At 40.1% G+C, this 11,620-nt stretch carries 14 protein-coding genes and 1 other annotated feature; all 14 genes read left to right on the top strand.

Annotation, left to right across the window (positions count from 1 at the left end; translation table 11 throughout):
* Positions 1-169: 169 nt before the first annotated feature.
* The 14 genes from radC (at position 170) to pheA (ending at position 11,555) form a co-directional block, all read left to right on the top strand.
* Positions 170-865 (top strand): RadC family protein, encoded by a 696-nt coding sequence (gene radC / locus O2S85_RS07660; RefSeq protein ID WP_269412072.1) that lies wholly within the window; start codon positions 170-172, stop codon positions 863-865.
* Between the two features lie 448 nt (positions 866-1,313).
* Positions 1,314-2,354: a rod shape-determining protein gene (locus O2S85_RS07665; RefSeq protein WP_269412073.1), complete on the top strand. Its 1,041-nt coding sequence runs from the start codon at positions 1,314-1,316 to the stop codon at positions 2,352-2,354.
* Positions 2,355-2,366: 12 nt separating this feature from the next.
* Positions 2,367-3,248, top strand: coding sequence for a rod shape-determining protein MreC (gene mreC, locus O2S85_RS07670; protein ID WP_269412074.1), 882 nt, complete (start codon positions 2,367-2,369; stop codon positions 3,246-3,248).
* The gene (mreD, locus tag O2S85_RS07675) at positions 3,248-3,775 is read left to right on the top strand and encodes a rod shape-determining protein MreD (RefSeq protein ID WP_269412075.1); all 528 of its coding nucleotides are present in this window, start codon (positions 3,248-3,250) and stop codon (positions 3,773-3,775) included. The genes mreC and mreD overlap by 1 nt, the downstream gene beginning before the upstream one ends.
* Before the next feature lie 30 nt (positions 3,776-3,805).
* Positions 3,806-4,510, top strand: coding sequence for a septum site-determining protein MinC (gene minC, locus O2S85_RS07680; RefSeq protein ID WP_269412076.1), 705 nt, complete (start codon positions 3,806-3,808; stop codon positions 4,508-4,510).
* On the top strand, positions 4,503-5,300 hold the full coding sequence (minD, locus tag O2S85_RS07685) for a septum site-determining protein MinD (RefSeq protein WP_269412077.1): 798 nt from the start codon (positions 4,503-4,505) through the stop codon (positions 5,298-5,300). The genes minC and minD overlap by 8 nt, the downstream gene beginning before the upstream one ends.
* Positions 5,301-5,675: 375 nt before the next feature.
* Positions 5,676-6,467: a M23 family metallopeptidase gene (locus O2S85_RS07690; RefSeq protein ID WP_269412078.1), complete on the top strand. Its 792-nt coding sequence runs from the start codon at positions 5,676-5,678 to the stop codon at positions 6,465-6,467.
* The gene (locus O2S85_RS07695; RefSeq protein ID WP_269412079.1) at positions 6,454-7,317 is read left to right on the top strand and encodes a M50 family metallopeptidase; all 864 of its coding nucleotides are present in this window, start codon (positions 6,454-6,456) and stop codon (positions 7,315-7,317) included. The genes O2S85_RS07690 and O2S85_RS07695 overlap by 14 nt, the downstream gene beginning before the upstream one ends.
* Before the next feature lie 108 nt (positions 7,318-7,425).
* Positions 7,426-7,528 (top strand) — a sequence feature (ribosomal protein L21 leader region).
* Between the two features lie 11 nt (positions 7,529-7,539).
* On the top strand, positions 7,540-7,848 hold the full coding sequence (rplU, locus tag O2S85_RS07700) for a 50S ribosomal protein L21 (protein WP_269412080.1): 309 nt from the start codon (positions 7,540-7,542) through the stop codon (positions 7,846-7,848).
* A 9-nt stretch (positions 7,849-7,857) separates the two neighbouring features.
* Positions 7,858-8,187 (top strand): ribosomal-processing cysteine protease Prp, encoded by a 330-nt coding sequence (locus O2S85_RS07705; RefSeq protein ID WP_269412081.1) that lies wholly within the window; start codon positions 7,858-7,860, stop codon positions 8,185-8,187.
* Between the two features lie 14 nt (positions 8,188-8,201).
* Entirely contained in the window at positions 8,202-8,492 is a 291-nt protein-coding gene (gene rpmA / locus O2S85_RS07710; protein WP_269412082.1) for a 50S ribosomal protein L27, read from the top strand.
* Between the two features lie 353 nt (positions 8,493-8,845).
* The gene (locus O2S85_RS07715; protein ID WP_269412083.1) at positions 8,846-9,367 is read left to right on the top strand and encodes a Spo0B domain-containing protein; all 522 of its coding nucleotides are present in this window, start codon (positions 8,846-8,848) and stop codon (positions 9,365-9,367) included.
* A gap of 10 nt (positions 9,368-9,377) precedes the next feature.
* Positions 9,378-10,661: a GTPase ObgE gene (gene obgE / locus O2S85_RS07720; protein ID WP_269412084.1), complete on the top strand. Its 1,284-nt coding sequence runs from the start codon at positions 9,378-9,380 to the stop codon at positions 10,659-10,661.
* A gap of 39 nt (positions 10,662-10,700) precedes the next feature.
* On the top strand, positions 10,701-11,555 hold the full coding sequence (gene pheA, locus O2S85_RS07725) for a prephenate dehydratase (protein ID WP_269412085.1): 855 nt from the start codon (positions 10,701-10,703) through the stop codon (positions 11,553-11,555).
* Positions 11,556-11,620 lie beyond the last annotated feature (65 nt).

The raw sequence follows: 11,620 nt of genomic DNA on the forward strand, positions 1-11,620 counted from the left end.
AAAATACCTGTTTTTGTATTTTCGGGGTATTGTAAGGCTTGATTTTGAAATTTTGGTCTAAGCAAAAATGACGTTTTAACTATTGATATATCCGACAAAATGGGATTTTACCAATTTGTTGGAACAGTCGGATTAGCGGTATGATAAAAATATAAATCTGCAAGGAGTGATGTTTGTGGCATCAACATCAATCATGATTAAAGATGTACCCAGGGAAGACCGGCCGCGAGAACGTTTATTGAAACTTGGGCCAGGACAATTATCAAATCAAGAACTATGTGCGATTTTACTCGGGAGTGGTACAAGGGAAGAATCAGTCATGGTATTGGCTCAGCGTTTAATCAGTCATTTTGAAGGATTGCATTTGTTAAAAGAGGCAACGATTGAGGAGTTGACAACGATTAAGGGAATCGGCCCCGCTAAAGGAGTACTGCTTCTGGCGGCGTTTGAATTGGGAAAACGGATGAATCAATATACACCGAATGACCGTTATGTCATTCGGACGCCAAAGGATGGGGCGGACTACATTATGGAAGAAATGCGCGGATTGAATCAGGAACATTTTGTGGTATTGTTCCTTAATACAAAGAATCAAATTATCCACCGGCAAACCATATTTATTGGTAGTCTTAATGCTTCCATTGTTCATCCCCGTGAGATATTTCGCGAGGCCGTAAAACGCTCTGCAGCGTCAATTATATGTGCCCATAATCATCCCTCCGGTGACCCGTCCCCATCACAGGAAGATATCCATGTCACCAGAAGATTGGTTGAGTCGGGCAAGATGATCGGGATTGAACTATTGGATCATCTGGTGATCGGGGATCGAAAGTTTGCATCATTAAAGGAAAAAGGTTACCTGTGAAAAATTTGGTTGTCTCCCAACATTATACTATCTATTTCAATATTTTTTTCGTATAATATTAAAAGGACGTTCAAAAAGTCCGGTAAAAATGACATGCCCCTGCAAAAGGGGTATGCCGACGCCTGAGCGCAAGCCCGTTTTTAGTCGGCCTTCATTTGAAGAACTCGTTGGCGTGCTTTTCCGCTCCTCATGTACCTTTTATGTACACTCCGGTGCTCAAAGCTACGCCGCTAGAACTTCTCGGTCCTTTTTGAACACGCATTTATAGACGGATAACAATATCAGCGCCATTTCAATCGTTCAATTGAAACCGGCGTTTATTAAAAAATGGTACTTTTTATACGAATTTAATGTTAAAATGGATAAGTTAGCGTAAATACGTATAGCGAGACATATGGTAACAAATATACATCAAATGTAAGGTACATCATTGGAAAGGGAGATTTCTTTGGGAAGATTTAGTTTGTCACAGGACTTGGGGATAGATTTGGGAACAGCGAATACCCTTGTTTTTGTTAATGGAAAAGGTGTTGTCTTGAGAGAACCATCTGTTGTGGCAAAAAATGTTACAACCGGGGATGTGGAGGCGGTTGGCAGTTCTGCACGGAATATGATTGGCAGAACGCCAGGCAATATTACCGTGATTCGGCCCATGAAAGATGGTGTGATCGCTGATTACGATACAACAGCGGTGATGATGAAATATTTTATTAAAAAGGCGATGCAAAAACGATCTGCATTTGCCAGGAAGCCCAACGTGATGATCTGTGTTCCATCCGGGATTACCATGGTAGAGGAACGCGCAGTTATTGATGCAACCAAACAAGCGGGAGCAAAAGATGCATTTCCGATTGCCGAACCTTTTGCGGCGGCCATTGGTGCTGGCCTGCCCGTTTGGGAACCTACTGGAAGTATGATTGTCGATATCGGTGGTGGTACAACAGAAGTAGCCGTTATCTCATTAGGGGGAATTGTAACAAGCCAGTCAGTTCGAACGGCTGGAGACAATTTGGATGATGCTATTACTCAGTATATTCGAAAAACATACAATTTAATGATTGGAGAACGTTCCGCTGAGTCGATAAAGCTTGACATAGGGAATGCAGGCGAGGTTAAAGACGACAAGGAATTGGATATACGTGGACGGGATATGTTGACAGGACTCCCGAAAACAGTTACTATAACCGCCAAAGAAATAGCTGGATCATTACAGGATACAGTAAAAGAAATTGTCGATGCAGTAAAAAATACATTGGAAAAAACCCCTCCTGAACTTGCCGCCGATATTATCGATCGGGGTATCGTTCTTACTGGTGGTGGATCGCTTTTACAAAATATTGATCAAGTAATAAGTGATGAGACGAAAATGCCTGTATTTGTTGCAGATGATGCATTGGATAGCGTCGCCATTGGTACAGGTAAATCCTTGGAATACATTCAGCACTTTCGCGAGTCCGGGAATGTATCCAATCGTCCTACCGTTGAGTAAGGTTGTGTTTTTATGCCATTTTTTAGAAAGAAACGGTTGTTTATCATTTTAATTGGGTTTATTATTCTTGTTGCATTAATTGGATTTTCACTTAAGGACAGAGGGAATTTATCTACTCCTGAACAGTTTGTTAAGGACACTGTAGGGTTTGCACAAAGTGTTATTCACACACCAATCAAGTTTTTCACAAATATCTTTACAAATATTAATGATGTTAAAGATACCTACAAGGAAAATCAACTATTAAAAGAAAAACTATCAGAGTATAAAAGTTTAGTTTACGAGGTTCAAGCGATGAAAGAGGAAAACAAGGAACTTCGGAAAACGCTGGATAAAACAGAATCCATCAGAGACTTCAACCCGATCCAAGCTACGGTTATGTCGCGTACACCGGAACGCTGGGTTGATCAGGTAACAATTAACAAAGGAAAACAGGATGGTGTGAAAAAAAATATGGCCGTCATTACGGCTGATGGTATGATTGGAAAAATACAAAGTGTATCCCCGTTTTCATCAACCGTCCAGCTTCTTACCGGTTTTGATCAGTTTAATCGAATATCGGCGACTATTTCTCGTGAGGGTAAGAAAGATATATTCGGTTTGATTGAGTCGTATGATAAGGAAAGCAACTCACTTTTATTTAAAATCATTGAGGAATCAGATAAAGATTTGGAAAAAGGAGAGGTTGTTGTTTCATCCGGGATGGGTGGTGTATTCCCAGAAGGACTGTTAATTGGGACGGTAAAGAAAGTCGTGCCTGATCAGTACGGTTTAACACACACTGCACTAATAAAACCGGCAGCAAATATGTATAAAATAAATCATGTCATTGTCGTTGATCGGGATCTGGCCGACAAAGATGAAGTGAAAAGTGGTAAGGAGGATAAAAAATAATGAAACGTTTATTTTTACCTCTGATTCTTTTCCTGACTGTAATCTTGGAAGGTGTGGCCCTGGAATTATTACCGGCTCGTCTAGTAACCGGCGAGCTGTTGATAATTCCGCATTGGGCCTTTGTTTTATTGGTATGCGTAGCAATTTTTTATGATAGAGAAAATACATATACATCCGTGCTTTATGCTGTTATTTTTGGATTAATGATTGATATTGTTTATACCGGAATTCTTGGCGTTTATATGTTTACATATGCATTGGTGATTTATGTTGTACATGGATTGAAGAAATTGTTGCACGCCAATTTTTATGTGACATTACTACTGGGATTTCTTGGCATCGTGTTATCGGATGTGATGATCTATATTGTTTATTCAGTGGTTGGAATAGCGGATATCGCGTTTACACATTATATCCTTTACCGGTTAATCCCGACTGCTCTTGCGAATGAACTCTTTTTACTCATTTTGTACCCATTGGTAAGAAGACGGCTAAACGTGTGGAGTAAGGAGCAATTACGCGGCTAGAATCGTTTTGTAAAGATGTAAAAGAAACGAATGTGGGGTGAACTTGGATTGAACGGGGTCAAACAATTAATAACAATAAAAGGTACAAAGGATGGTCTGACACTGTTTATTGATGATTCGTGCTCGTTTCATGATGTGCTCCGTGAACTAAATGAAAAATTCACGGAACAACCTATCAATCAAACTGAACCATGTGTGTCTGTCACAGTCAAATTGGGTAATCGCTATTTGAATTCGGAACAAACCAGCCAATTGCAAGAATTAATCAGTTCGGATGGTCATTTTTACGTTCAGGCATTTGAATCAGATGTCATCTCCAAAGAAGAGGCCTTGAAGTTAAAAGAGGAAAGTGAAATAAAGGCTTTAAACCGAATGATTCGTTCCGGACAAGTGATAGAAGTAACCGGTGACTTGCTATTAATTGGTGATGTGAATCCCGGAGGAAAGGTTGTTTCAACTGGCAACATTTACATTATTGGTAGTTTACGAGGTATTGCCCATGCAGGTGCATCCGGAGACAGAAGTGCTGTTATAGCCGCATCCTATATGAAACCAAGCCAACTGAGAATAGCAGATTATATCAGTCGTGCCCCGGATTATGAAACGGATGGGGTGTATATGGAATGTGGTTTGATTGATGAGCAAACGGACAAAATTGTCATTGACCGGCTACAAGTACTTTCACATAAACGAAAGGATTTGGACAGGTTTGAAAGGAGAATACGAAATGGGTGAGGCAATTGTCATTACTTCCGGTAAAGGCGGCGTTGGTAAAACAACCTCTACAGCGAATATTGGTACAGCCCTTGCGTTAATGGACAAGAAGGTTTGTTTGATTGACACAGACATTGGCTTACGTAATCTTGATGTTGTAATGGGACTTGAGAACCGGATTATCTTTGATATTGTTGATGTTATCGAAGGCCGCTGTAAGTTAAGACAAGCTTTGATAAAAGACAAACGTTTTGACTATTTAACGTTACTCCCTGCTTCACAGACAAGTGATAAAGCGGTCGGTACAACGGAAAACATGAAAGAAATTATTGCCGAATTAAAGCAGGAATATGATTATATCCTTATTGATTGTCCAGCGGGTATTGAGCAAGGTTTCCAGAATGCGGTTGCTGGAGCCGATAAAGCAATTGTTGTGACTACACCGGAAAAAGCTAGTGTCCGGGACGCTGATCGGATCATTGGACTTTTGGAAAAGGAAGATATCGAATCACCCAAATTGGTTATTAACCGAATTCGTAACCATATGATGAAAAATGGTGACATGCTTGATGTTGATGAAATCATTCAAATCCTGTCGATTGATTTGATCGGAATTGTAGTTGATGATGATGCGGTTATTAAAGCATCACATACGGGGGAACCAGTTGCCTTTCATCCTGGATCAAAACCATCTATCAGCTACCGTAATATTGCCAGAAGAATTCTTGGAGAAACTGTTCCATTACAATCACTGGAGGAGCAAAAAGGATTGCTTGGACGTATGAAAAAGTTTTTTGGAATACGGTCATAGTCTTTAATAAAGAAACTGTTAAAAGCAATGGAGAATAACGAACTTCTTCATTGCATTTTTGTCACGCATTAACGGGCTGTAAATACCCCCACCTCTATAAATGAGAGTAACCAAAAACTTAGAAGGTGGGGGATAAACAGCCCGTAAATTCCTGATTCTGTTCGGGCCTGCACGAGGCAGGTCACAAAGGCGTTGCAACAGGATGTTGCGAATTTAGCCTTTGTTCCTCTGGATCAGTGGGGGTGGAAAGGAAACCCCCACTGAATGAAGTTTCACTTTATATAGGATGTGCAAACTATTCTCATCGGCTCTTCGTATCATAACTTGTCCTTGTCTCACATACAATTGTAAAAAAGTCTGATGAGGATGAGGATTATGAGTAAAGGGGTTAAACAAGTTCGAAAATCTATTGAACAGCGGAAAAAGAAACAACGAACGTTAAACACCACAGAATTACAGCACAAAAAAGTAAATCCGGTTTTTCCACAAGAAGAGGAAAAACATGGATATTATCCTTCCTTGCCAAGTGATTTGGAACAAACCCAAAAGACAAGCCGGGGCAAGCTAGTATCAGGAGTAGTGCTGAAAGGAATTCTGTCCGTTATATTGTTTTTCGGTGCAGCACTATTATATCAATCTGGTAATGGTTATTTACAGAAACCGGCAGCATGGACAGCCGCCGCTTTAACGAAGGAATTTCCCTTTGCCCGGGCTAATCAATGGTATCAAGAAACATTCGGTGAGCCTTTAGCATTGACGCCTAAGGATAAAACAGCAGAGAACACGGAACAAACAGCAGATGCGGGAGTATTAGCTCTTCCCGTTAATGGAACCGTCGAGGAATCATTCCAGGCAAACGGGTCCGGAATCAAGATTGCTACAACAGATTCGGCAGATGTTTCTGCATTGCGAGAAGGGGTTGTTGTTTTTGCGGGAAATGATCGAAAGACTGATAAAACTGTAGTTGTCCAGCATACAGATGGAAGTTTGTCAACGTATGGTTATTTGAAGTCAATTGATGTCCATTTATATCAATATGTCACAGATCATGAACGCCTGGGGAAATTTGTGCCGGATGAAGCAAATAAAGCCGTATTTTTTGCAATTGAAAAGGACAATCAATATGTTGATCCGGTACAGGTAATTAAAGTTGATGACACTCCGTAATTATGTACCGGCCATTCATATTCATCCAATTCTCCTGGTGTTTATTGCCATATCTTTTTTTACTGGAACATTTGTTGAGTTATTTATTATTTTAGCCATTGTTTTGATCCATGAATTAGGACATTATACAATGGCCACCCTTTTTAAATGGCGAATCCGCAGTATCATGTTATGGATTTTTGGCGGGGTCATGGACACAGATGAACACGGAAACCGCCCATTACGTGAGGAGATGCTTGTTACTATTGCGGGTCCCTTTCAACATATATTGATCTATGGTATTATCTGGCTCATTGCAGTGAATGAATTATTACCATCATCCATCATTTTGTTAATGGTTCACTACAATACACTGATTCTTTTGTTCAATCTAATTCCAATTTGGCCGCTTGACGGTGGTAAGTTTCTGTTTCTGTTATTATCTTCTTTTTTGGCTTATCGGACAGCCTATAATCGAACATTGCTTATTTCTTTGATTTTTTGCTCGATCTTCTTATTATTGCAATTGTTTGTTTTTCCATTTACATTGAGTTCGGTTTTGCTTATTCTGTTTTTGCTGAAGGAAAACAGGATGGATTGGAAACAACGGTATTATGTTTTCATGCGCTTTTTAATCAAAAGGTATCAGGGGGAAACTCCCATAAAAGGAATACGATCCATTGTTGTATCGTGTGAAAATAGTTTAATGGATGTATTTTCCCGGTTCCATAGGGAAAGGGAACATGCTATTTATATTAAATTTCCGGGTGACAATCGAAAAACGATGGCTGAAAAAGATTGTTTGCAGCATTTCTTTTATGAGAAACAGTTTGATAAATCAATTGGTGAAATAGCTCGTTATTTGGATTAATGTAAAGTAACAGTTCGTTTATACGCAATAAGTAGATGATTAGCTGTGTTAGCCACTTGACAAAGAGTGTTTGAACATGCTAATATCGATACGTTATTTATCGTAGCACCAATGCTACAACCGCACAGAACAGGTGAAACTAAAGCGTATGCTGAATGCTAGTTTAAACTCAATTTTTTGGGTACCTGCGATGGCGAGTCTGAGTCTTAAGGAGGTGCAGAAATGTACGCAATTATTGAAACTGGTGGAAAACAAATCAAGGTTACAGAAGGCCAGGAAATTTACGTGGAAAAGGTTGCTGCCGAGACAAATGAATCGGTAACCTTTGATAAAGTGCTTTTCGTGGGTGGTGACGATGTGAAAGTCGGTGCTCCATATGTTGATGGTGCTAGTGTAACTGCAAAGGTGGAAAAGCAAGGACGGGAAAAGAAAATTACCGTGTTCAAATATAAGCCGAAGAAAAATTACCACCGTAAACAAGGTCATCGTCAACCATACACAAAACTTGTTGTCGAAAAAATAAATGCATAGGGTTAAGATATGATTGATATAACTATATTCAGGTCAAATAACCAAATGACGGCATTTGAAATTTCCGGACATGCTGATAGTGGCCCCTATGGTTATGATTTGGTTTGTGCAGGAGTATCAGCAGTTTCCTTTGGTGCTATAAACGCTGTATTGGAAATATGCAGGATTGATCTTGATATTATGCAAGGTGATGAGGGTGGTTACCTTCATGTTGTACTTCCAGACGATCTGGAGCCTGAGGTAATGGAAAAGGTACAGCTCCTGTTTGAGGGAATGATCGTTTCATTAAAAACGATCGCTAACGATTATAGTCAATTTATCAGGATACAGGACAAATAGGGAGGTGTAATCATATGCTACGTCTAAATTTACAGTTCTTCTCACAGAAAAAAGGTGTTGGTAGTACAAAGAACGGTCGTGACTCTGAGTCAAAGCGTCTTGGTGCAAAACGCGCTGATGGTCAATTTGTAACGGGTGGGTCTATTCTTTTCCGCCAACGTGGAACAAAGATTTATCCAGGTGAAAATGTAGGTCGCGGTGGAGATGACACACTTTTTGCCAAGGCTGATGGTGTTGTTAAATTCGAACGCTTTGGCCGTGATCGTAAAAAAGTTAGTGTTTACCCTGTAGCACAGGAAGCTTAATCTAAGAACCCGAATAAAAAAGGATGTTCAAAAAAGGGGAGAATCAGAGTATAACTGATTCTCCCCTTTTTTGATAAAAACTCCGACCTTATTATTTGGGGTCATCATCAAAATCCATGGTTGAAATTAATGAATAAAAATGGTAATGATAAACTAGCCAGCGAAGGAAAAACACGGAAAGCGTAGTGTTTTTCCGTAGCGATCGCCAATATCAAAATTACATCTAATCCGTCAACCATAGATTTTGGTTAAGAGCCATTATTTGGTCAGAGTATTTAATATCAGGACAATCCGAGGTATGCACTTAATCAATATTTCTGCTATAATTTTGATATTACTGGGGAGGGGAAAACTTGAATGAACGAGAAATGGTCGAATTATTAAGATTGTACAGACATGATCTGATGAATGATTTGCAAATTGTACAAGGATATGCATCAATGGAAAAAATGGATAAGGTTAAACAAAAGTTAGCTTCATTGATGAATTATTTTAACGAGGAAAGAAAATTAATGCGTTTGGATATGCCCAAGTTCACCCTTTGGCTGATTTGTTTTAACTCTGTACATACAAATATCCGGTTGTCTTATCATATAAACATGAATCCCATTAACCTGCAAGCAATCGATCAAACGCTGGTAGAAGAATGTCAGTCCGTTGTTGAAATGGTCAAACGTCTTGGTAATGACATGGAAATGTATAAGGGCATTCTTGATTTAAATTGTACGGACACTACTTTAAAAGTAACCTTTTCCCTGGAAGGAAATTTCACAGAAGACACTTCCATTGATGAAGAGAGATTTCCGGATTATTGGGAATTCAGTAAAACGAAAGACGCAGTGAACTGTACTATATCACTTCCGATAACGAAATGAGGTATGATCAATGTTTGTAGATCAGGTTAACGTATACATAAAGGCTGGTGACGGAGGTAACGGGCTGGTTGCTTATCGACGGGAAAAATATGTGCCAAAGGGCGGTCCTGCTGGTGGTGACGGCGGTAATGGTGGTGATGTCGTATTTGAGGTGGATGAAGGATTAAATACGCTTATGGATTTTCGCTACAATCGGCATTTCAAAGCAAAACGAGGCGAAAATGGCATGAGCAAAAACCAGCACGGCAAAAATGCGAATCCGTTGATTGTGCCTGTACCACCCGGAACAACTGTAACTGACATTGATACAAATGAAATTATTGCGGATCTTACCCACCATAAGCAGCAAGCAATCATTGCGCACGGTGGACGTGGAGGCAGAGGGAATTCCCGATTTGCCACACCCAGGAATACAGCACCTGAATTTGCTGAAAATGGCGAACCGGGACAAGAGCGCAATATCAAGGTCGAATTAAAATTAATTGCCGACGTTGGCCTCGTTGGATTTCCAAGTGTCGGCAAGTCAACTTTTATTTCGGTTGCAAGTGCAGCAAAGCCAAAAATTGCCGCGTATCATTTTACAACATTATCCCCCAATTTGGGTGTAGTAGATACGGACGACCATCGCAGCTTTGTGATGGCCGATTTACCTGGACTAATAGAGGGAGCACATGCGGGGGTAGGTTTGGGACATCAGTTCTTGCGTCACATCGAACGGACAAGAGTTATTGTGCACATCATTGATATGGCAAGTACAGAGGGACGAGACCCGTATGAGGATTACCAAAAAATCAACCTGGAATTAAAGGAATACGATGAGAAATTAATGGATCGTCCACAAATCATTGCCGCCAACAAAATGGACATGCCGTATGCCGAAGAAAATTTACAACACTTTAAGGAAAAATTGACGGATGATTTTCCTGTCTATCCAATTTCTGCATTAACGAAAGAAGGACTACGGGAAATTTTGTTTGCAATTGCCGATGCACTCGATAAAGTGCCGAAAAAAATGATGCCGGAAATAAGCGAAACGGAAGAGGAAGTCGTTTACCGGTATCAACGCCCACAGGCAGCATTTCATATTACCCGGGATGATGATGGTGCGTTTGTTCTTTCTGGAGATAAAATTGAAAAGCTGTTTAAAATGACCGATTTTAATCGGGATGAGGCGGTTCAACGGTTTTCCCGCCAGTTAAGGGGAATGGGTGTAGATGATGCACTCAGAAAGCGGGGAGCTAAAGATGGGGACACAGTTCGATTGCTGGATTATGAATTTGAATTTATCGAGTAATTCATGCGCTCCAAGATTAAAGACAAGGGGTAGATTTGATTGACATTAAGGATAGGATATTTGGGACCGAAAGGAACGTTTACAAAATTGGCAGTTGACCTTATATTTGATGGAGAAACGACAAAGGGTTTTGAAACAATTCCTGATTGTATTGATGCTGTGGACCGGAATGAAATTGATGTTGGAGTTGTCCCGCTGGAAAATACGATTGAGGGAACGGTATCACTGACGGTGGATTATTTGGTGCATCAGGTACGGCTTCCAATTGTTGCCGAAATAGTCGTTCCCATTCAACAACATTTACTTGTTCGACCGGAATTCGCTGGTGAGGTAACGGAATTAACCGAAATCTATTCGCATAGTCATGCAATTGCGCAATGTCATCAGTATATTCATAAATACATACCACAAGCGGTCATTCATTTTACATCGTCAACAGGAAAGGCAGCTGAATTAGTAAGCACGAGTAATAAAAGAATAGCTGCAATTGGCAATCGGCTGGCTGCAAAAGAATTTGGGTTATCGATTTATCAGAAAAATATTCACGATTATGCAAATAACCAAACTCGGTTTGCAGTGTTGACGAAGGATAACTGTAAACTTTCCATCCCTCAGGAAATAGAGACAGAGAAGACCAGTCTGTTAATTACATTGCCAAGCGATTATGCGGGGGCACTGCATCAAGTGTTGTCTGCTTTTGCATGGCGGAAGATGAATCTTTCAAAAATAGAGTCAAGGCCGATGAAAACAGGATTAGGTAATTATTTTTTTATTGTGGATGTGAACCAGCCCTATGATCATGTATTATTTCCGGGGGTTAAAGCTGAATTGGAAGCACTGGGATGTCATGTAACCATATTGGGTACGTACCCTGTATACCAGATGGAACTTTAGAAATGCAACATATTAATTCGTGCCAGTCAGTGGGGATGAAGCCTCACTGACTGTATTAAATTTTT

The organism is Lentibacillus daqui, assembly GCF_027186265.1.
GTDB classification, from domain to species: Bacteria; Bacillota; Bacilli; order Bacillales; family Amphibacillaceae; genus Lentibacillus_C; species Lentibacillus_C daqui.